Below are 21,506 nucleotides of genomic sequence, written 5' to 3'. Positions count from 1 at the left end.
TCAAAGTCCTTCTGGAAGGCGCAAGCCTTGCTCAATTACGCTATAGAGGTTGTCGGACGGCAGTTGCACCGCCAGAGGCGTGGTGGGGGTCGGCAATTTACGCAGAGGCTTGGTGGTCGCCGCCGCTACGTTTTCGGGGGCGCTGAGCAATTGGAGTAGCACCTCCAGAGACGTAGAGGGTGACGGCAATTCGTGCAGCGGCGTGGTGGGCGCCGCCGCTACGTTTTCGGGGGGGCTGGGTAATGGGTTTAGCGGCGTTACACCGATATTGAACACACCGTCAGTGAACGCGATGGCGTAATTGCTGTTGTTCAGCGTGCCTTGTTCAATCCTGTATTGACCGACGGTTTCGCCCGCACTGCGCGTCAGATTGCCGTTGAGGTGGTCACCGTTAACCAGATTGCCATTGGTGGTCCACGTCAGTGCCGGATCGCTGGCGTTGACGATTTTGCCAAGGTTGTTGGCGGTAACGACCAGGGCGCGGGGATCGACGGTCCATTGGCCATCGGATGTTTGGGTCACGGTGTAGTTGCCATTGGCGAGGACCCCCTGCACGCTCAACACATAGGTGCCGACGTGGGTGGTGTCGCTAATGCCTGTGCTGCTCAAGCCGCTCAGTACCGATGCACTTTGGCCGTTGACCAGGCCGCTGGCGCTTAGGGTCGGCTGGACATGAGGCGCGCCGTACGTTGAGCTGCCACTGTTGACCGCCACGGTGATGTTTCTGGGATTGACTGTCCAGTTGCCATTGCTGCGCTGATCGATCACGTAATTACCGTTGCTCAGCGTACCGACCACATGCAGCACATTGCTGCCTGCGTTATCGGCGCTGGTGATGGCGAAATCGTTGCTCAGACCCAGTCCGCTATCAAGATCACCGTTGACCAGGCCCGTGACGCTGATGCCCGGTTTATCCGCGGTGACATCGCCGTACGTTGAGCTGCCGCTGTTGGCCGCCACGGTGATGTGTCTGGCATTGACTGTCCAGTTGCCATTGATGCGTTGATCGATCACGTAGTTACCGTTGCTCAGCGTACCGACCACATGCAGCACATTGCTGCCTGCGTTATCGGCGTTGGTGATGGCGAAATCGTTGTTCAGACCCAGTCCGCTATCAAGATCACCGTTGACCAGGCCCGTGACGCTGATGCCCGGTTTATCCGCGGTGACATCGCCGTACGTTGAGCTGCCGCTGTTGGCCGCCACGGTGATGTGTCTGGCATTGACGATTACGTTTCCGGTGTTCGCGAGTGCGACCAGGTAACCACCCAAACCGCTTAACGTATTTTGGATTTCCTGGATGGCGTAACTGCCCACATTCGCGGTAGCCGCCGTTCCCATCGAAGACATCGCTAACGTGCCGGCCACCACGTTAGCCAAGGTATCGGCGGCGAATGCTCCAGCGACACCGGCACTCACGCCAGAGGTGGTATACGCGGAGCTGACGTCTGCCTGGTCGCCGTAGGTCTTGCTGACGTTTGCCACGGTGTAGGTGACCGTCGGTTGATAGCGGAACACGTACCGGTTGCCGATTACGGCGCTTGCTGGAAGGGTATTTATGTTGGCATTCCAGATAGCCGTATTGTTGCTGTTTAGCCCGGCAAACGTATCGGTGGTTGGGGTATTGGAATAAATCACCCAGTGGTGTCCGGCGACGGCCGAGGCGGTAACGGCGTTACTGCCGGCGTTGTTGATAAAGGCCCCCGGGGTGGACAACACCACATCTGACCCGCTGACATGCCCGCCCTGTGCGATGGTCAAATCACCTGCGACGCTCAGGGTGCTGCTGCCGACAGCGCTCAGGGATTGGTCAACAATGAAACTCCCGGCCTGGGTGAGTTGCACATCATCGGTGGCGTTCAGGCCACCGCCATCGAGGGTAAACAGCTTGTTGGCGCTGTCTACGCCGCCGCTGGCCGCGTTCAAATCCGTCAGCAGCGAGGACAGTGAGTTTTCATCGCCAATGAGTACCAGCGTGTTAGCCGTCAGATTGATGTTACTGGTCGTATCCGTAACACCCTGAGTGAAGGTATTAGCCAGATTGCCGCCGCTTTGCGCGTAGGTGAACACATTCGTGTTCGCCAAGGCGCCGGGCGCGAGCAGACTGTAATAGTAACCATCGGCGCCGATGGACGAGGTACCGGCCACCGCGCCGTTAATCACGGTGGCGACTTGGCCAGCCGCATCGCTGTTTTGAGCAAAGCCGGAAATGGCTTGCGGTGTGCCGTGCGGATAGTGGGATGTCAAATAGGGGTAAAGACCGCTGGCGGTGGCCCAAACGGTATTATCGAAATCAGAAGGTAATACGCCCTGTAATTGTGCGGTGGTTAACCCGGTGACACCGGAAGCGACACCGCCGCCAATCCCAACAGCATTGCCGCTGGTCACGCTATTCCAGTAAACGTGGGTAACCGTACCAGCGGCTTGATTGTAGCCAATGGCGCCGCCAACGTTAATGCCCGCCGTCCCCCGCACTTGGCCGGTGGAATAACTGGAGGAAACAGCACTGTCGTTATAGCCTGCGACCCCGCCCACAATATTATCAGCTTGGACATTGCCGAAATTGTAGCTATTTGTGAGCGAACTGGACGTATCGTTAAGGCCAACAACACCGCCGACAAAACTGTCGCCCGATATGTTGCCCGTATTGTAGCTGTTGGAAATCGTACCCTGGTAGCTGTTGCCGGCTACCCCGCCAACACGCGTGTTGCCCGATACGGTCCCGGTGCTATAGCTGTTGGTGATGGTGGCGCTTTCGTTAGCGCCCACTACCCCGCCAACGTAGTCACCCGTACCGCCATTGACGTTGCTGGAACTGTGACTGTTTGTCACCAGGGCACTGCCGTTATAGCCGGTTATTCCGCCTGTCCAGCGGGTGCCCGTCACAGTGCCCATGCTGTAGCTGTTTGCAATCGTCGAGCGATATCCATTCAAGCCGGCGATTCCCCCGATCATAATGCCGGAGGATGACGTTGACACCGTGCCGCTGAAATAGCTGTTTAATATAGAGGAGAAACTATCGTTCATCGAGACGATACCGCCGACGTAAGATCCGCCGCTGATAGCGCCATTCACTAAACCCAGGTCCCGAACCGTTGCCCCCTGATTGTAACCAAACAGCCCCGTGTAATTTGCGTACGGAGCCGTGATGGTCAAGTTCGATAGCGTATGGCCCAAGCCTTCGAAGGTGCCGGAGAAGGGTGAATCATCATCATTATCATAGCTCCCCACAATGGCGTTCGTATAGGTGACGCCACTCGCGTCCTGATTACGCGCCAAGGCGTAATGGCCGGCTAATCCGCCCGCCGCAGTTTGGTTTGTAATTGCGCTGGACGAAGCTGGATCCCCGTCGATTCCGTCGATGTCGGCCATGCTGTAAACCAGCGTGTAAGCCGAACCGTTGATGTTCAATCGCTGCCCGCTGCCTTGCGGTGCCGTGAAACTGGCCGAGACGCCATCGGCGAAACTGAGATCGCCGCTGCCGCTGCTGGCGCCGTTCCTGTTGTTATTCGTCACCAGTACCAAGCCGCCTGCACCGGTGACGGAGACGTTGGCATTGATGGCAATGGAGTGGAACGAGTCCAGCGTTAGGGTATTTGGCGAACTCCAGCTCAAGGGGGAATTAACGGAAATATCACCGGGGCCGGTTGCCGTGGAGGCCGCAGATCCACCGGTCGTGGAGGCGGTGGTGCCGGTGGTTTGCAGGGTGACGTCGGTGTTCAAGAGCGCGGCGTTGATTGTGGCCGCTGAAACGTCATCAACGATCAGGTCTTCAGGATCCACCAGCCAATCACCCGTTTTGCCATTCGTCGCCGAGGTGCTCACCTGGATGCCAGTGAAGTCAACGCTGTGGCCGGAGGTTTCTACAGACCCGCCGTCACCGCTGTGCGTACCGCCCCTGGCCGAAAAATTGCCCCTGGCCACGGTCGTTCCGTCGGACCAAACGACAATGTCGCCGCCTTTTCCCGTGGTCCCGGCGTCAGCCTTGAGGCTGCTGCCGGCATCCACGCTGGTACCTTGTGCGTGAGCCAGGGTGCCTTTGCCTTGAGCTTCGCCGCCGATCTTGATGCCGCCGCCACCGCTGGCGCCCGAGGCATTCAGGGTGGCGGACGCGAGCGCAATGTTCTGGCCGGTGATTTGAATCGCGCCGCCCGTGCCTTGGGTTGCCGAGACATCTAAGGTGCCGGCGATGTGCGCCAGACCGCTGTCGCCGCCGCCGAGGGAGATCTTGCCGTTCTTGTTCTGCAAGCCCCGCGCTTCAATCACACCGGTGTTGTTGACCACCGTCCTGAGCAGCGCATTGCTGGCCGCCGCGGTCATAATGACCTGGCCACCGTCGGCTTGAATCAACTGGCGGTTTTCCGCCAACGCATTCTTGGCCGCTTCATCGACCTGGACATTAAGCAAGCCATCGCCAGCGAAGTCCAACGTCACCGCCTTGCCGGCGGCCAATGCTACGGTACCCAGTTTCGCAACAATCACGCCCTGGTTGCTGACGGTGCCGCCGAGTAACGCCACGGCGCCACCGTCGGCTGCGGTAATGGTGCCCTGGTTGACGACGCTGGCGTTGCCGCCATCACCCTTGAGCGCGTATTTGCCGTTGGCGAAATCCCGGTTCGAGAGGGTGAGTGTCGAAGCCACCAACCCGCCGACACTGACGGAGGCACCCTGACCAAACAGCACGCCATTGGGGTTGATCAAGAACACCCGGCCATTAGCGTTAAGTTGGCCCATGATCTTCGAACCGTCAGCACCGATCACCCGATTCAGGGCGATCGAATCAGCGCCGGGCTGAACAAAGGTCACTTTGTTGTCTTTGCCAATATCAAAACTCTGCCAATCCATCGCCATTTTTTGGCTGGACTGGTTGATCGTCAGTTGATGATTGGCCGCCGTGCCAATCTGGCCGCTGCCGAGAACGACATGACCGCCAGTGGGCAAATCTGCGGCCATGCTGACAACAGGCATGCAGAAAATACTGCATGAGATCAGGGCAATGGCAAACGGTAGCGGCTTGAGCGCTCCGTTACATGGGGTTGAATGATCATCGACCTGAATCGCACCGACTTCACTGCGTTTGCCACGGCGAGTGGCAAGCTCACTGACGACCACAAAGGCATTACAGCTGTGGTTCCAGATCACGCTGAAGATGCGATTCATAGGTACTCCTTGCTTAAGCGGGTAGAAATGCATGCTGACTAAGCTGTATTAGCGCCAGAGGCCGCGCTATCGTTGACGCACATTGGAACGGCAGGCGCCGGTTGCGCCTGCATCACAACCAACGGCAGGGATGGGGAGAATCTTTATCAATAAAAACGTTTAATTACGTGGATAAGATTATTTTTGCGAGTTGCGTCGAAGAAGGAGAAATCAGGCGGCCAAAACCCCTTGCAAATTGAACCGTTCGGGGATGCCGGGCGTTAACCCGCCAATTTTCTCTGTCGGCAACCTAAATACCGATGGCGCAACCGTTGCCGGCTGACTTGCGGTATAACTACACAACCGGACCGCGTTACACCACCTGGTGCAGAGGGTCCGAGTGGTGGTGGAAAATCCGCCATTGCTCTTCTTCCCGGCGAAACAGAACCGTGACGCGCCGGCATCTTACCGTCGCATCTCTCATGTTGGTTACGCGTTCCCGCAAAATGACATAGCCGAGCATCCCGTCGTTAACGGCTGCGATGGGTTCCTCCTGATAGTCAGGCTGCCATCCCCGGTAGTTGGCGGCTGCACGGATTATCGCCGCGCAGACCGCATCGTACCCCGTGCAGAGGCCGCCGTAGGCACCCATCATGGTGACGTCCGGCGCACGGGACCACAGTTGTTGATAGGGCGTATGCTCGCCGACAAGAAGACGTCCGACGGCGGCATGCAGCTCTCCCAGGATGTCCTCCCATGATGGTGGCTTCATGGCAGTAGTCCGATGGTCTTGCGAACGAACGGCTCGACTGCGGCGCGCCAAGCCTTGGGATTGTCGAAGTGCAGTACATGTCCTGCGTCCGGCACCAATACAAACTCACCTGCCGGGAGCACATCCGCCATGCGGCGTGAACCCTCGGCGGGGAAATAACTGTGCTCCCCCGCGACCACCAGCGCCGGGCAGTGAACCTGGCTCAGCTCGGGGGTATGATCGCGGTTATTCCAGTGTGCCCGGCAGGCAAGAACATTGCGCGTACCCGCAAGGGGCCAATAACCATCCCGCCGCTCAGCGAACACCTCGACAAAATAGTCTCCTTCAGCCGGGTGCACTCGTTCGGAATGCGCGCCGATCATGTATTGACCAAAATAGTCCCCGCCGAAATAGGCGTGGATAGCGGCAATACTGTCGAATGGGACCGGCCACTCATCCAGCCATGCCTGCCAGCGTGCCTGGACATCGGGCACCACGGCGGCCATATCGCCGATAACCACGGACCGGACCAGTTCAGGATGCTTGCCCGCGAGTTGCCACGCGGTGAGCGCGCCCATGGAATGACCGATGACCACGGCAGGCGCGAGGCCATACGCATTAATCACCGCGGCGGCGTCCTCGACATGCGCGTTGCGGTCGTAGGGCCCTTCGGGCGCGTCGCTTAAGCCGTGGCCGCGGGCATCGTATCCGATCACTTTTCCATGTTCGGTCAGCCACTGCGCCGTTGTTGACCAGGTCGTTGCCCGGCCCATCATGCCGTGGATAAGGAGAATCCCTCCGCCCTGCCCGCCGAAGTCGATTGCGGCCAGTTGAGTGCCGGCAAATCCGGCAATGTTGCTGCGCTTCCAGCTCATAGGCTTATCCTCTTTTTCCGGTGTTGATCATCAGCGATGTGGGGCCATGGAATCCCAGGTTCGTATTCCAGACGGGTTCGGTTTGCTGACTCACGTCGAAGGAAGGGTAGCGCGTGAGCAGTAGAGAAAGCGCGATTTGCGTCTGTTGGCGCACCAGCGTCGCGCCGATGCAGGCATGCGGGCCGGTGCCAAAGGAAAGATGCCGGTTGGGGGTGCGGCGTAAATCAAGGGTTTCAGGGTGATCAAAAACCGCCGGATCCCGGTTCGCGGAACCGACATAGGGCAGCACCAGTTGCCCCTCCTCGATGCGGTAACCCTTGTAGGTGAATGTCGTGGCCGCCCTGCGGCCAATGTACTGCACGGGCGTACCGTATCGAAGGAACTCCTCTATCGCCAGCGGCAATTGTTCCAGATCCGCCGCCAGCGCGCGCCGTTGGGCCGGATGCTGGTGCAGCGCCCAGACGGCATTGCCAATCAGATACCTTGTGGGCTCCAGCCCTGCGAACATCAGCAGCATGCACTGCGCGGTCGCTGATTCGATATCGAACTGGAATCCCTTGCCGCTATCGCTCATTAAACGGTTAAGTATCAGATCGTCGCGGCGGGATGTTATCGCGTCACCAGCAAGCGCGCGTAAATAACGCCCGAATGCGTGGAGACTTTTCTGGCCGCGTTGTACCTCTTCCACACTCAGATCGCTTGCGCCAAACAGGTACGCGATATCATCGGACCAACTCGCCAGTTGCTCATGATCACCGTCAGCCCCGCCCAGCAGCCGCGTGATCACTATTGCGGGTAACGGACGGGCAAAATCGGCAATCAGATCGACACGGTCCCGCTCCCGCCATGCCGCCATGAGATCCCCGGCAACATTGCGGATAACGCTGGACAAGGAACCTTTGCTGAGCAACGTTGGACACGACCAGTCCAGCCGTTGTCGACGCTGCGCATGGTCATGTCCATCAAAGAAGGCTAACCACTTGCTGAGAACGGGAATCATGTCGGCAAACTGTGCTCGATCTTCGTCGGGCAACGCCAATAACGGCAAGGCGGACCGATCATTGGTCAGTCTCGGATCCGTTAACAGCGCCTTGACGTCAGCGTAGCTGAACAGCAGCCACGATCCGCCATACATCGTCGAATAGTGAATGGGCTCTTCCCGCCGAATTTTGTCGTAGTACGGATAGGGGTCCGCCAACAGCTGTGGGTTACTTAATGAGAAGTCTTTTATTTTGAATGGGTCAGTAGCACCTGAGCGATGTAATTCCATTATTAGCACCTCGTAAATAAGGCATAGACTCCTGCGAACCGTAAAGCGGCACTCCGGCGAAAATATGTTAAAAAATAGCGCCAAGGAACTTATTACATTTACTACAGATTACGTCTTCTGATTAAATTAACTCTTGTGCTAATAAAGCAAGAACACGCATGGGCCAAAATCGCCCTTATAAACCTGACTTAAATGACAAGGCCCTTCGATTTAGCTAATGAATGATAATACTTATTAACCTAATTTAATTTCGTTAGAATATTTTTATTATATATGAATTTATATATTAAATTTTTTTAAGTTTATTTATAATAAATAAAAAAGCTTCCCAGCCCTCAATATCAAGACTGAAATATTCAGAATTCATTTATCTGTAAATAATATGTATACCTCAAGACAATTACCAATGGAAAAATAAGGTAATGCGATCCTCTTCAAATTTTATAAACTATTCTCTTTTAAACATAGCGTTAGCCAAGTCCCTGCTGCATTACCGGTTCGGCGTGCAACGTAGATGTGGGTGGCAGGCGGTCTGCATTGAGGTGGTGACTGGTCTGTCAGTTTTGGCGCCCATAGCGGCATCAAATGGTATGCCAGCGTATCCGGTACCGCATGGTTAGCTATGGAAAGCGACAAAGCCCCATTACAGCTGGAGGCCGGGGATGGTGTTCTGTTACCCAACGGCAGACGCGTTGTCTTGGCTCGGGATGTACCGCATCCCGCCGCGCAACTACGCCAGACAACAATATCAGGCTGTACAAGCGTGACAAAGGGGGGTGATGACAGGCCACGCCGCTTGCCCGGACCAGGACACAACACCTCAGTCAGGACAACCCGTATCGCCTGTCGCACGGTGAGCACGGGATTGTCCGGGACATACCCGCGGACGGCATGCCCGTGCGTCCGGCGCGCGCGTCAACCCGTTGCCGCCTGGTGGGGATTAATGCGCGCCGGCAATGGATAACGGATTACCACCGCCGTTTTGCCCCTTGCGCTGATATCCGCGCTTCACCTGGTCACACTTTGATATATCGGCCTGGGAATGAGCCGGTTAGGCCATCTTCCAGGCTGTAAACCGTTTCGCCCCGTAACAGGGTCCGGACAATCCGGGCGCCGATTGTCCGGCCGACATAAGCGCTGATTTTATTCCTGTACTCAAGCTCCTCCGCTTTAAGGGTATAGGGCGAGTTCGGCTTGATAAAGGCAAAGTCGGCATCCTTACCAATCGCAATGCTGCCTTTGGTATGCAAAGCAAAGCGGTCGGCAGGATTGGTGGCGATGAGTCTGGCAAATTGCGTCAATGGCATCCCCCGTTTTTGTACGCTTTCATCAAAAAAAATATCAACGTCATTTTGTACTCCGGCAATGCCGCCCCAGGCGTCAAACGCGTTGTTTCTGTTTTTCAGTTTTGCCGGACAAGGTGAATGATCAGAAGTGATAAAGTTTATATTGCCGGCCAGCACATGCCGCCATAAGCCATCCTGCGCCCTTTGGTCGCGAATAGGCGGCGAGCATTTTGCCAACGGGCCGATATCGTCCAACTCATCAGTCACAAAATACAAATATTGATTACAGGTTTCACAGGTAATATTAACCCCTTCCCCGCGCGCTTTGACCACCTCGTCCACGGCTTCAGGACTTGATATATGGCAAAAATTAATGGGACAGCCGGTCATCTTCGCAAACAAAACCGCACGCCGGATGGCTTCAACTTCCGCGAAAACCGGACGCGTGGCCACATAGGATGTTAACGATCCCTCGCCTTTTTTATAGGCAATTTTCGCTAGACGGTCTGTAATGGCGGCGTTCTCAGCATGAATCATCAAAACTTTGCCGGTTTTGGCTATTTGCCGCATGCCTTCATACAGGGAATAATCATCAACATTCAGAAAATCACCTTTAATGGAAGGATCGCCGCACGTTGCCATAAAGCATTTATATCCAACCACTCCAGAGTCGCTCTGCTCTTGGATTCCATTATTCTCTAAATTATAAGGAACCAAGCCACCATGAGACGCGACATCAATGACTAATTTCCCTTCTCCGGCAGCATATTTAATTTCCAGTGTTTTTTTATCGACGGTGGCCGGCAATTGGTTCAGCGGCATTTCGATGATCGTGGTAACACCGCCTTTGGCGCAGGCCCTGGTTCCGGTAACATACCCTTCCCAGTCGTTGCGAATGCCGCCCCCCGGTTCATTTATATGAACGTGCGCATCCACCATTCCCGGGCTTACCACCAGACCCTTTGCGTCAATCACGTGTTCAGCCCCTTTTAATGCCGAGCCGATGGCGGCAATTTTACCGTTTTTAATGGCGATGTCGGCAGGCACTTCGCCCTGTTCTAAAATAACTAAGCCATTAGCAATGATCACATCGTAATCACGCACTGCTGCCTGACGGGCAGGCAAGGCGGCGCGACTCTTTACCTCACCGGCGGTTACGGAATTGGGTGCTGTTCCCAACACCCCTATTGCCGCTATACCGGTAATTTCTTTTAAGAGATTTCTTCTATTTTCGGAAAACAAAGCGTCATTTTCCTGATTTTTTTCTTTCGCCTCCGCGCGCTTTCCTAACTTCGCTTTCATCCTTTATTTCCTTATTTTCCTTTTTCATAAAAAATAGCGTCATTAACCCTATTGCGCTATCTGGTTTTTATTGAGCAGCAGCCATAATGATGTTATTTCTTGTCATAGTGATAAGCGTTCAGAACGGCCAGGCTACTCAGTAGGTTCTATTAATCTGATAGGACTCAGTCAGCATAGCGGCAGTGTCGCCATAAACCAAAATATTAAGCCGGGCACGCGGGAATTGTGTTTTTAAACTATTCGACGCCATCGACGCCCGGTAAACAGGGCCGGGCTAAACGGAAGTGTTCATTTTTTTGCCCCTCCGCCGGGTAAACATTCTCCCGTACTTCTCACGGCATGGGTATAGCGTTAAGATTCTGTTTCACGCAATGGATGAGAGATGGATGATGAAGCTCCCCGACCTGAACCTGCTGGTCGCACTGGACGCCCTGCTGGAGGAAGGCAGCGTGGTGGGCGCCGCCCGGCGCATGAACCTGAGCCCGCCGGCGATGAGCCGTACCCTGGGCCGCATCCGGGAAACGCTGGGCGACCCGGTGTTCGTGCAGGCCGGCCGCAAACTGGTGCCGACCCCGAGGGCGCTGGCCATGCGCGAGCAGGTCAGGGCGGCGGTCGAGCAGGCGACACAGGTGCTGACGCCCAGCGCCGAGGTCGACCTGACAACCTTGGCGCGACGTTTCAACGTGCGCGCCACCGACGAGTTCGTCAGTATCCACTTGGGCCGTTTATTGGATGCGATGGCCACGAGTATGCCGCGCGCCATGCTGCGCTTCGCCCCGGAGGAAGACGATGTGGACGACGAGGCGCTGCGCAGCGGCCGCATCGATCTATTCATCAGCGGCTCGCGCAAGCTCGGGCCGGAGATCCGTGTGCAGTCGCTGTTCACCACCACCTATGTTGGTGTTGCCCGCGAGAATCATCCGATCTTCGATAACGACATGACGTTGCAGCAGTTCACCCGCTGGGAGCATATCAACGTTTCCCGGCGTGGGAAATCCGATGGTCCCATCGACGCTGTAATAGAGGCGCAGGACCTGCGCCGGCATGTCGCCCTGGTGGTATCCTCACCCTACACCGCCTTATTCGCTTTGCAGGAATCCGACCTGCTGCTGCTGCTGCCCGCGCATCTCGCACACAGCGCCTTCGCCGCCGGGCTACACATCCGCCTCTTCGACCTGCCGGTCCCCCTGAAGACGGTGCTTCTCACCCAGGCATGGCATCCGCGTCTGCAGAGCGACCCTGCGCATCAGTGGTTGCGGCGCACTATCCGGCTCTTGTGCCGGGAGGATGCGTCGCCTGCCGCCAAGCCGGGAAAGGTATAGCGCGCTGGCGGCGATCGGTGCGTTGAACGCACTCGTTGATTCACTTAAAGTCACTTTCCGTAAGCAATACCGGACCCTAAAGTAATGCAAATCGTTGCTTTAGCTTTAGGAAATGTTCATCGTGCCTTCTGCGACATTACCACCGGCATCGTCTGTCGCCCCCCTTCCCATCATCACCCGGCTGTGCGGCTGGCTGGCCCGGATTGATCTGACCACTCCGCGCGCCACCTACGTCATGCGATCGACGCTTGCCGCCTGGCTGGCGCTGATAGTGGCCTATCTGCTCGAACTGCAGGCGCCGTATTCGGCCGCTTCCACCGTGCTGCTGGTCATCAACCCGATCCAGGGCGCGGTTATCGGCAAAGGCACCTGGCGCGTGCTCGGTACGCTGGCCGGCATGTTGGCCGCCATCGTGCTGATGAGTGCCTTCGGGCAGATGCCGTGGCTGTTTCTGCTGGGCTTTGGCCTCTGGCTGGGGCTGAGCGTGGCGGCAATGACGCTGCTGCGCCACTTTCGCGCGTACGGCGTCGTGGTTGCCGGCTACACCGTGGGCCTGGCGGCCTATGGCGCCCTTGAGCATCCGCTGCTGACGTTTGCTAATGTGATCAGCCGCGGTTCTTCGGTGATGGTGGGAGTGGTCTGCCTGGGGCTGGTATCGATGCTGTTCAGCGCCCGTGGCGTGCGCGGCAGACTCGACGCCCAGTTGCGGCGGCTGGCGGCGGCCATCGCCGATACCCTGGCGACGCAGCTTGGGACGATCGGCAGCGGGAGCGACGCCGGCGCCGCCCAGGCCGCCTCGGCGAGACAACGCCTGATTGCCGAGGTCTATGGCGTGGACGACCTGCTGGCGCAGGGCAAGGCGGAATCGGCCGACCTGGCGCAGCGCGCCGTGACCGTGCGGCATGCGATGACGTCATTGTTCGCCGCGCTGGTCGGCGGCGTGCCGCCCCTGCCGGCGGACAGCGCCGGCGAGCGGACGCTGCGCGCCTTGCAACCGGCGCTGGAGCAGGCATGGCGCGAAGCGGGGCGCGCCGTGGCAGGCGGACCGCAGGGGGTGGAACCGGCGATACAAACGCTGCGCCGGGTACGCACGCACCTGGGCGCCACGCTTGCCGCGGCTTCAACCGCGGCGCCGGCCGGACAGGAGGCGCAGCTTATCACCGGCGACCGGCTGGTGGAGCAGATCGACGACTATCTCGCGGCGCTGGAGGGCATCGCCACATTACATCACCCACGCCCACGTGGCCCGCAATCGCCGATTCCTTTCCACCGCGATACCACCGCGGCGATGGAGAACGGATGTCGTGCCATGCTGACCCTGGTGCTGGGCGGCGGGTTCTGGATCCTTACCGGATGGCCGCATGGCAGTATGATGCTGGCGGGGCTGGCGGCCAGCTGCGCGCTGTTGGCGACGGCCCCCAATCCCGCGGCCGGCGCGGTCGAGTTCATCAAGGGCACCGTCGTGGCCGTGCCGGTGGCATTTCTTTGCGCGTTCATCGTGCTGCCCTGCATCGATGGGCTGCCGCTGCTGCTGGTGGTATTGGCCCTGTTCTGGCTGCCGGGCATCTACGCGACGACGATTCCCCGCCACGGGTTGGCCGGCGTGGCCTATCTGGTCGGATTCAATACGCTGGCGGCCGCGGCCAATCCTATGCGCTATGACCTTGCGTTGTTTCTAAACGGGTCGGTGGCGTGGATACTGGCAACGTTTTTCACGCTGCTGAGCTTTCGCCTGCTGCTGCCGCGCAATCTTGCCCGTGACCATGACCGGCTGCGCCGCCGTATCCGCGACGACGCGCTGGCCGTACTGCGCGGCACGCGGGCGGATCGCCGCAATTGGCAATGGTATCAGCAGCACCGCATGGCGCAGCTCGGCACCGTATTCAAAACCCAGCCCGCCGCGCTGGATCACGCCATCGGCGACGCGCTGGCCAGCCTGCATCTGGGCCGCGAGCTGCTGCGCTTGCGCGCATGGCTGCGGCTTGCGCCGACCCTGTCCCCATTGCGCCCGCCGGTCGCGGTCGCGCTGCAGCGGATGGCCCGCCGCGCTGATACTCCGGTCCTGGCCGCCCGGCATGCGCGCCGCGCCGCGCGGACCCTGATGTGGATGGGGGCCGGCGAACCGACCTTGACGGCGGACCGGCAGCGCCTGGCCGCGGCGTTTACCGATGTGGCGGCGCTGCTCGAGGGCCATGCCGCCTATTTCGCTACACTGCCGCGGAGCCGTGCCCATGTTCAGTGAAGTCGCCATCGCCGGCATCTACCTGCCGCCCTTTTTCATCTACGCCTGCATCGCGGTGCCGCTGTTCCTGGGCCTGCGCTCCCTGCTGGCACGCTGCGGCCTGCTGCGCCGGGTCTGGCATCCGGCGCTGTTTGAGTTCGCTATTTCCCTTTGTCTGGTTTCCATACTGATTCTTTATGTCTAACACTATGTCTACTGCCGCATTACTCGTAAAACCCGCCGCGAAAGCGGCCCTGACGCTGGCGGCGATCGTCGCGGCGGTGTTGCTGGTCGCCGCGCTTTGGCGCGCCTACGTGCTCGCACCCTGGACCCGCGACGGTCGCGTGAGCGCACAGGTGGTACGTATCGCCCCCGAAGTGTCCGGCACTGTCGCCGCCGTCGCCGTCGCCGATGACCAGTATGTGAAACGCGGCGACGTGCTGTATCGCATCGACCCCGAGCGTTTCCGGCTCGCCGTCGCGCAGGCCGAGGCGCAGCTGGCGGCGGCGACCGCAACGTCGCGCCAGAAGGCCCAGGATGCCAAACGGCGTCAGGGCATGGACGATCTGGTGCCCGGCGAGGACATCCAGCGGGCAAACCAGGCCGTTGCCATCGCCCAGGCGGAACAGCGCCACGCGCAGGTGGCCTTGGACGTGGCGCGATTAGACCTTGAGCGCGCAGCCCTGTACGCCCCGGTCGATGGCTACGTGACGCACCTGCGGCTGCGCCGGGGCGATTATGCCGTGGCCGGACAGCCGAACATCGCGTTGCTGGATGCGCACAGCTTCTGGATCACCGGCTATTTCGAGGAAACCAAGCTTTACGGCATCCATCCCGGCGCGCCGGCGCAGGTCCGGCTGATGGGATACGACGACCTGATCCAGGCGCATGTGTCCAGCATCGGACGCGGCATCACCGATACTAACGAGAAGGCCGACACCCAGGGTTTGCCAAGCGTCGAACCGAGTTTCAGCTGGGTTCGCCTGGCCCAGCGTATCCCGGTACGCGTCGAGATTGACCACGTGCCGCCGGGTATCGTCCTGGTAGCCGGCATGACCTGCAGTATTGACGTCGGCCAGCCGGGACACGCCCCGATTCACCAAGGGCGTTTGACGACCCTGTTGCATCGCTGGATGTAAGGAATGATTATGCGCACAGACATGCATCCCCGCGGATTCACCTTTCCGGTTCCCGTATGGGTACTGCTCCTGGCCACCGGCCTGTCGGGCTGCGCCACCGTCGGCCCCGACTATCAGCCGCCGCGGATCGCGGTGCCGACACACTGGAGCGAGGCGCCGGGCGCCGTCGCAGCCGCCGACCAGGCGCGTTTGCAGACCTGGTGGCGCACGTTTAACGATCCCATGCTCGATCGGCTGGTGGACAGGACGCTGGCCAACAACCAGGATCTGGCCATTGCCCAGGCGCGGTTGCGGCAGGCGCGCGCCGAGCGCGTATCAATCGCCGCCGGCCAGGGGCCAACCGTGTCGGCCGGCGGCTCGGGCGAAGCGTTGCGCTCCAGCAAGAGGCTGGACGATGGGACGCTGGGCGGCCAATCCCGGACCTGGCGCGCCGGCTTCGATGCCAGTTGGGAACTGGATCTGTTCGGCGGCACCCGGCGCGCGGTGGAGTCCGCCGATGCGAACATCGATGCATTAGCCCATGACCAACACGCGTTGCAGGTGAGTTTACTCTCGGAGCTGGCGGCCGACTATGCCGGGCTGCGCAGCGCGCAGGCGCGCCTGGTCATCGCCCACGACAACATCCGCACCCTGCATGAGGGCGAGCACCTGGCCGAGCGGGCAATGCGGCAGGGCCTGGGAACCGCCACGGACGTTATGCAGGCACGCGCCGAGCGCGAGTCCGCCGAGGCGCAACCGCCTCTGCTGGAGGCAGACATCGCCCGCCTGAGCCATGCCATCGGCGTACTGGCCGGAGGCTTCCCCGGCGAATGGCGGGCCACGCTGGCCAAGCCTGCGCCCAGCCTGCCCATGGTACCGGCTTTGCCGCTGGCGTTACCCTCGGACGTTATCCGCCGGCGCCCCGACCTGCTGGCGGATGAACGCCGCCTGGCCGCTGCCACGGCGCAGATTGGCGTTGCCGAAGCAGCGCGTTTCCCGCATTTCAGCATTCCGTTAAGCATCGGTACCTCCGCCAGCCTGTTGCATGACCTGTTTTCCGGCGCCAGCCTGGCGTGGTCGGCCGGGGCGCAGGCAAGCCAGACGCTCTATGACGGTGGCCGCGCGCGGGCCGGCGTCACGGCGGCACAGGCCGGAATGCAGGCGGCGGGGCTGGCCTATGAGCGCGATGTGCGCCTTGCCCTGCGTGATGTAGAAGATGCCCTGACCGGGTTAAATAGCGAACGACTGCGCCAGGCGTCGCTGGCAGCGGCGGTTGGCGACAGCCAACGGGCGCTGGAGGGGGCGACCCGGCTTTATCGCCAAGGCTTGAGTGGCTATCTGCCGGTGCTTACCGCCCAGCGCGCGGCCAATCAAGCCCGCGACGCCCTGGCATTGAGCCAGGGGGACGAAGTGCGCAGCGCTATCGCGCTTTACAAGGCCCTGGGCGCAGGGTGGCAGCGCCAAGCCATGGCCCTGGACAGCCCCGGCGCCGGCCAGCCCAACGCCGCTGCCGATGAATGAATGCACGGCTTTCAGGGTGTGACGCCAACCCGATAAGAAGACGACCGGGCGAGCCTGCAGAACGGCCCTGACCTTATTCCAGACAAGAAACGGCACGCCCCTGTTAATACCCGGTATGAAATCGCGTTAACCGCCATGACTCATTCATCGCCCACGCGGGAACAAGGGAAATTACCGATGACTTATGATGACATTATTTCAGATTTACTTAACTGGCTAGAGTCCCATATCGATCAGCAGTTATCCCTTGATGCCATTGCGGCGAAAGCAGGCTATTCTAAATGGCACCTGCAACGCATATTCCTGAAAATAACCGGCAGTAAGCTGGGTACCTATGTACGGGAGCGAAGGTTATCCAAAGCCGCATTGGCACTCTACCACAGCAGCCGATCCATTTTAGATATCGCGCTGGAATATGGCTTTGATTCGCAACAAAGCTTCAGCCGCGCATTTAAAAAACAATTTTTAATTACGCCCGATCAGTACCGCAAGATGGCGGATTGGGATACTGTCGGCCTCAGACCCCCGATACAGTTACACCCTTTTCATGTACCGCAACCAGCGTTAGTTATGCTGCCCCGCTTGGCATTAGTCCGTCTGCCCGCCAGCGTGTATCGCCCAGTAGATAACGATGGTTATCAGGGCAATACCTTAGCAAGCGATCTGCGAGGATGCGCACGGGACATCAATGCGGATGGAACGTCGATGCTGTATGGATTACATCATCTTTATCTGGCAAGAAAGCATAAACAACAAACTTACTATAGCATTGCCGCCGGTCATATTGACGAAACAGAACGTCAGGCAATATTTATAGAAACGGGAATCTATGCGCGGTTTACCTATAATGGCCCATCGGATATGTTACCTTCATTTATTATGAAGATTTATGAAAACCACTTACCCGCGCTGGGATTCATCCGCCGGCAAGGTTACGATATAACACGTTTCCATGCCCTCGAAAGGACCGTTGCCGCCGCTTCGTTACTGCAATGTGATTATTTTATTCCCTGGAAGGAAAAATGATACCCTTGGGGATATGCAATACTGTTGATGCCATTGAGGTTATCTGGCGTGAAGCGGGTCCGTTCGCGGGCCTTCTATACCGCCCCGCGTGCACGCGGATTCCCGGCGACCGCAGCGATGTCATGCTCTCGAAAGCGTCAGCGTGCTGCTTTGGCGGTCTGCAGATCGGACTGGCCATGCTCTTGACGGACGGTCAGGGCCGGAGCTCAGCCTTACAGATGTTAAAAGCCCCAACTCGGAGAGTCGGGGCTTTTAAGGTACAACGCACTTAAAATTTAACATTCATCAACTTTATAACGACTTACTGCTATGGGTACTGCGTTTATAGATGTACATGTGTATCACAGAATATATGAGCCACCTATATTGTACGATGTCCTCCCATCTGTTGCCTGAAAGGTAATTGTTCACTTAGCCCTATGCGTATCACTTTAGCTAAGCCTGTACAGTACATCCCCCTCGCGATATAGACTTTGTGTTACGTGGCTTTACTTCTGTCGCGATATACCTACTTTGATACCGTTTTACACCCATCGCGAACAATATAATAACTATAAAGCCTTAACTCATCGCGTTTTCATGACGATATTAACATGCGATGGCAGAGATTCACTACCTGGCCTTAAAGCATCGCCGTTCGAGTTTATTGAAGCCACTCTCACCGGCATAATGTTACTCTGTACTTCGTGGCCTTTATCGCATTATTTACTTACTTTTTACTTACTCTTTACTTACGCTTACTACTTAACTCTTACAACCTATACCGCTTAATTTAATCCACTACATACTACGCCGGCTCGATATAATCTTTACTGCTCAATGCACCGGCGTTGGATATAAATCTAATACATCTCACGGTAATGTCAATACTGTTTTTACAACCATGATTTTATTATCTGCAAATCAAACAAACCCGCGTCGGCTCTGCTTATCCAGCTCCTTTTTCTGCTACTGTGCGGCAGGGATTGAGCGTTAGCCTATTGTGCTCAGTACCCGGTATGGATCTGCCGCGCCCTGATTTAGCCCTGGCGGCCGCGATAAAACCGTGCTGCCGGCGTTTATTGAAATTTACCGCCAGGGTGGTAACCTTTTGCCTGGGAGCTCATGCCGGCGAGAGTGATTGATGAATATCGATAATGCTAACGATTATGCTCGTTTATCCTGCGATGAACGAACGGACGCCAGCGAGGTTCAAAGCAGCGTATCCGCTGGCCCGGACGATGCCTTTGCCACCATGGCGACGGATGCCGTTACCTCGGAAAAAATCAACCGGCTTATCGATCGCATCGCGCTGCCCTGCCGCGATCTTAGCCTTGGCCAGCGGCTGGAAAGGCTATCCGAACAGTTTTTAGCCACGCCCTATCAAGCCAATACCCTGGTGGGCTCATTAACCGAAAAAGAGCGGCTGGTGGCCGACTTTCGCGGCGTAGACTGCTTTACCCTGCTGGACTATGTCTGCGCGTTGGCCACATCCCGCAGTGAGCATGACTTTTTCCAGCTCCTGGCGGCAATACGCTATCAGGCGGGCAACATTGATTTTCTGGCCAGAAACCATTTTTTTAGCGACTGGTGCGCCAGGGAACCGGCCAATGCCGTGGATATTACCGCGACACTTAGCCCGCAGGCGATCGGCGTCACCAAATACCTCAACCGCAAGGGCGTTGATGAGGTGTATATTCCGGGGTTGGCTATCGTGGAGCGCAGGATCAGCTATATTCCCACGGAAAAAATCGACGCTGCCGTGCTGGCTGGGCTTTATTCCGGCGATCTGATCGGCATCTATGCACCCTCGCCGGGGCTGGACGTTTCGCACGTAGGCTTTTTGATCAAAAACGCCGACGGGGTTTATTTGCGTAACGCGTCATCGCTTAGCCACAATATGAAGGTGGTGGATTCCCCGTTGGCGGCCTATTTGCAAAACAAACCGGGCATCGTCGTACTGCGCCTCCACTGATATCGGACGAGGCCAAGGCCGTCTTTATTTGCCTGGCGGTTTTAAGCCCGTTATGGTGAATAAACCCGCCGTTCCAGGAGTCCAGCCATCAGAGTCACGGTCATAACGGGTCGTCATCGTTACTCCCGCGCCTGGCGTCACCCGCTTAGGCGATCGCGTCTATAGCGAGTCGGGAAAAACCCTATCCATGGCCGCAAACCGGGATTTGTCCGTCAAAAGCCCCCGGCGGTTCATTGCCCATCGATTGAGTCGGGAACGACACCCTGGCCGGAGAGGCTATGGCCAGTCATTGTTTATATCGCCGGGATATTCTGTATTCAGATGGCGTTCTGCGCAGAAAATTGCGGACCATTAATGACAGAATCCCGCAGAATAAGATCTGAGGTAAATTGATTTTGCTCGGACAAATATCCGCCATCAAGCATCGAAATAATCTGATTAATCACTTCGTTGACCATATCGCTGACGGGATCTTTCACGCTGGACAGCGCCGGAATCAGAAACGGCGCGATCGGGATATTATCAAAACCGATCACCGAGACATCGGCAGGCACAGCTATACCGGCGTCGTTGAGTTTTTTCATGGCACCAATCGCCATTTCGTCGTTACTGGCAAGAATGGCGCTGAACGGCTGATTCCCGGCGAGAAGAGTATCAACCGCGGCCGCGCCGCTGGCCGATGACCATTTACCCTTTACGATCAGCGCTTCCTGCACCGGTAAAGCACAGGCGGTCAATGCCTCTTTATAACCGGAAAAGCGTTCAATGGCCGTGGGGGAATCCATAGAACCGGTAATAAATGCAATGTCATGGTGACCACGTTCAATGAGCGCTTTGGTGGCGTTAAAACTCGATCCTTTATGATCACAATAAATACAGTGGCTCAGATGCTTCCTCAATTTTCGATTCACCACCATTACCGGTATTTTATATTTATCGATGATAGCGTCCATTTTGTCGATGGATAAAAAACGCGGATAAATAATGATGCCATCGCAACCTAAATCATGTAGAAATTCAATGGCCTCCAGCTCCTCGGCGACGCTGTTTTTCCCATCCACCAGAATCAGCTTGCGTCCATTCGCATCCAGTTTTTTGGCCGCCTGAGAAATGAGCTCACTAAAGTAATTACCGTTATACAACGTATTGGTGACCACCAGCCCGATACACTTGGATGTGCTGGTCGCCAGATTACGCGCCAGTAAGTTCGGACGATATCCCGTGTCTTCGATGGCCTTGAACACCTGATCCTTCGTTTCCTGGCTGACATAGCCTTTCCCCGAAAGAACGCGTGAAACCGTGGCTTTTGAGACGCCGGCTCTGGACGCCACTTCCTGCATTGTCGACATCAGGCATACCTAAACGGAAAATGATACGCCATTCTACACATTTTGTGAGTTTTCCGGAGATTTCGACCGGCAATGTCTCCCCATAGGGATCGGCATCACAAAATTGAAGCAGAGTTAAAATTAACTATTGAATTCTAAAATAGATAAACTCACTATTGTGTGAAACCGGTTACTTATCGTTTCAGCAAGAAAGTAAAAAGATGACGATAACGCAGGCTCATAGGCAACAAAAAACTTATAATTACATGAAAAATAGAGACTTATTGTTGATGCCTGCCTATTTTACAGCACTATCGCCGTCCATTGCCGACGCCATGGACATACCCATCGCCCGCGCCGTTTTGCAACGTGCTGTAAATATTGATTAAAGAA

Annotated in this window: 14 protein-coding genes and 1 pseudogene; 9 read left to right on the top strand and 6 right to left on the bottom strand. The window is 57.2% G+C overall.

Annotated elements, in window-relative coordinates:
* The 4 genes from ACL2XF_RS24735 to ACL2XF_RS24720 form a co-directional block, all read right to left on the bottom strand.
* A complete protein-coding gene (locus ACL2XF_RS24735; protein WP_413727691.1) occupies positions 1 to 5,160 on the bottom strand; it encodes an MBG domain-containing protein in 5,160 nt (1,719 codons plus the stop codon).
* Between the two features lie 352 nt (positions 5,161 to 5,512).
* Positions 5,513 to 5,911, bottom strand: coding sequence for a YybH family protein (locus ACL2XF_RS24730; RefSeq protein WP_413727690.1), 399 nt, complete (start codon positions 5,909 to 5,911; stop codon positions 5,513 to 5,515).
* On the bottom strand, positions 5,908 to 6,765 hold the full coding sequence (locus ACL2XF_RS24725; protein WP_413727689.1) for an alpha/beta fold hydrolase: 858 nt from the start codon (positions 6,763 to 6,765) through the stop codon (positions 5,908 to 5,910). Before ACL2XF_RS24725 ends, ACL2XF_RS24730 begins: the two co-directional genes overlap by 4 nt.
* A 4-nt stretch (positions 6,766 to 6,769) precedes the next feature.
* Positions 6,770 to 8,035 (bottom strand): cytochrome P450, encoded by a 1,266-nt coding sequence (locus tag ACL2XF_RS24720; protein WP_410013541.1) that lies wholly within the window; start codon positions 8,033 to 8,035, stop codon positions 6,770 to 6,772.
* Positions 8,036 to 8,591: 556 nt separating this feature from the next.
* Here ACL2XF_RS24720 and ACL2XF_RS24715 point away from each other — a divergent pair.
* A pseudogene (locus ACL2XF_RS24715) lies at positions 8,592 to 8,999 on the top strand (cupin domain-containing protein); the annotation flags it as partial.
* A gap of 52 nt (positions 9,000 to 9,051) precedes the next feature.
* Here ACL2XF_RS24715 and allB read toward each other — a convergent pair.
* Positions 9,052 to 10,623, bottom strand: a complete 1,572-nt coding sequence (gene allB, locus ACL2XF_RS24710; protein ID WP_410013538.1) for an allantoinase AllB — start codon at positions 10,621 to 10,623, stop codon at positions 9,052 to 9,054.
* Positions 10,624 to 11,009: 386 nt separating this feature from the next.
* On the opposite strand from allB, the gene ACL2XF_RS24705 reads away from it, so the two are divergent.
* From ACL2XF_RS24705 to ACL2XF_RS24675, 7 genes are all read left to right on the top strand, one after another.
* Entirely contained in the window at positions 11,010 to 11,945 is a 936-nt protein-coding gene (locus tag ACL2XF_RS24705) for a LysR family transcriptional regulator (RefSeq protein WP_410013537.1), read from the top strand.
* Positions 11,946 to 12,066: 121 nt separating this feature from the next.
* Positions 12,067 to 14,187 (top strand): FUSC family protein, encoded by a 2,121-nt coding sequence (locus ACL2XF_RS24700; protein ID WP_413727688.1) that lies wholly within the window; start codon positions 12,067 to 12,069, stop codon positions 14,185 to 14,187.
* Positions 14,177 to 14,371 (top strand): DUF1656 domain-containing protein, encoded by a 195-nt coding sequence (locus ACL2XF_RS24695; RefSeq protein WP_410013535.1) that lies wholly within the window; start codon positions 14,177 to 14,179, stop codon positions 14,369 to 14,371. Before ACL2XF_RS24700 ends, ACL2XF_RS24695 begins: the two co-directional genes overlap by 11 nt.
* Positions 14,364 to 15,305 carry a biotin/lipoyl-binding protein gene (locus ACL2XF_RS24690; protein ID WP_410013534.1) on the top strand — a complete coding sequence of 314 codons (942 nt, stop codon included), beginning with the start codon at positions 14,364 to 14,366 and terminating at the stop codon, positions 15,303 to 15,305. Before ACL2XF_RS24695 ends, ACL2XF_RS24690 begins: the two co-directional genes overlap by 8 nt.
* A 9-nt stretch (positions 15,306 to 15,314) precedes the next feature.
* Positions 15,315 to 16,805, top strand: coding sequence for an efflux transporter outer membrane subunit (locus ACL2XF_RS24685; RefSeq protein WP_413727687.1), 1,491 nt, complete (start codon positions 15,315 to 15,317; stop codon positions 16,803 to 16,805).
* A gap of 177 nt (positions 16,806 to 16,982) precedes the next feature.
* The gene (locus tag ACL2XF_RS24680; protein WP_413727686.1) at positions 16,983 to 17,831 is read left to right on the top strand and encodes a helix-turn-helix domain-containing protein; all 849 of its coding nucleotides are present in this window, start codon (positions 16,983 to 16,985) and stop codon (positions 17,829 to 17,831) included.
* A gap of 1,123 nt (positions 17,832 to 18,954) precedes the next feature.
* A complete protein-coding gene (locus ACL2XF_RS24675; protein WP_413727685.1) occupies positions 18,955 to 19,785 on the top strand; it encodes an N-acetylmuramoyl-L-alanine amidase-like domain-containing protein in 831 nt (276 codons plus the stop codon).
* Positions 19,786 to 20,102: 317 nt separating this feature from the next.
* On the opposite strand, the gene ACL2XF_RS24670 is transcribed toward ACL2XF_RS24675, so the two are convergent.
* Complete coding sequence (locus tag ACL2XF_RS24670) at positions 20,103 to 21,134, bottom strand: LacI family DNA-binding transcriptional regulator (protein WP_413727684.1); 1,032 nt, start codon at positions 21,132 to 21,134, stop codon at positions 20,103 to 20,105.
* A gap of 200 nt (positions 21,135 to 21,334) precedes the next feature.
* On the opposite strand from ACL2XF_RS24670, the gene ACL2XF_RS24665 reads away from it, so the two are divergent.
* Positions 21,335 to 21,502 (top strand): hypothetical protein, encoded by a 168-nt coding sequence (locus ACL2XF_RS24665; protein WP_413721446.1) that lies wholly within the window; start codon positions 21,335 to 21,337, stop codon positions 21,500 to 21,502.
* Positions 21,503 to 21,506 lie beyond the last annotated feature (4 nt).

Origin of the sequence: Sodalis sp. RH19, from assembly GCF_047324215.1 — a bacterium.
Taxonomy (GTDB): domain Bacteria; phylum Pseudomonadota; class Gammaproteobacteria; order Enterobacterales; family Enterobacteriaceae; genus Acerihabitans.
Note: the sequence above shows the minus strand (reverse complement) of the source record. Positions and strands in the feature narration are given on the sequence as shown.

Bases quoted from the DNA above. Each gene is read 5' to 3' on its own strand.
- ACL2XF_RS24735 (WP_413727691.1), bottom strand. From the start codon at position 5,160: ATGAATCGCATCTTCAGCGTGATCTGGAACCACAGCTGTAATGCCTTT.
- ACL2XF_RS24730 (WP_413727690.1), bottom strand. From the start codon at position 5,911: ATGAAGCCACCATCATGGGAGGACATCCTGGGAGAGCTGCATGCCGCC.
- ACL2XF_RS24725 (WP_413727689.1), bottom strand. From the start codon at position 6,765: ATGAGCTGGAAGCGCAGCAACATTGCCGGATTTGCCGGCACTCAACTG.
- ACL2XF_RS24720 (WP_410013541.1), bottom strand. From the start codon at position 8,035: ATGGAATTACATCGCTCAGGTGCTACTGACCCATTCAAAATAAAAGAC.
- allB (WP_410013538.1), bottom strand. From the start codon at position 10,623: ATGAAAGCGAAGTTAGGAAAGCGCGCGGAGGCGAAAGAAAAAAATCAG.
- ACL2XF_RS24705 (WP_410013537.1), top strand. From the start codon at position 11,010: ATGATGAAGCTCCCCGACCTGAACCTGCTGGTCGCACTGGACGCCCTG.
- ACL2XF_RS24695 (WP_410013535.1), top strand. From the start codon at position 14,177: ATGTTCAGTGAAGTCGCCATCGCCGGCATCTACCTGCCGCCCTTTTTC.
- ACL2XF_RS24690 (WP_410013534.1), top strand. From the start codon at position 14,364: ATGTCTAACACTATGTCTACTGCCGCATTACTCGTAAAACCCGCCGCG.
- ACL2XF_RS24685 (WP_413727687.1), top strand. From the start codon at position 15,315: ATGCGCACAGACATGCATCCCCGCGGATTCACCTTTCCGGTTCCCGTA.
- ACL2XF_RS24680 (WP_413727686.1), top strand. From the start codon at position 16,983: ATGACTTATGATGACATTATTTCAGATTTACTTAACTGGCTAGAGTCC.
- ACL2XF_RS24675 (WP_413727685.1), top strand. From the start codon at position 18,955: ATGAATATCGATAATGCTAACGATTATGCTCGTTTATCCTGCGATGAA.
- ACL2XF_RS24670 (WP_413727684.1), bottom strand. From the start codon at position 21,134: ATGTCGACAATGCAGGAAGTGGCGTCCAGAGCCGGCGTCTCAAAAGCC.
- ACL2XF_RS24665 (WP_413721446.1), top strand. From the start codon at position 21,335: ATGACGATAACGCAGGCTCATAGGCAACAAAAAACTTATAATTACATG.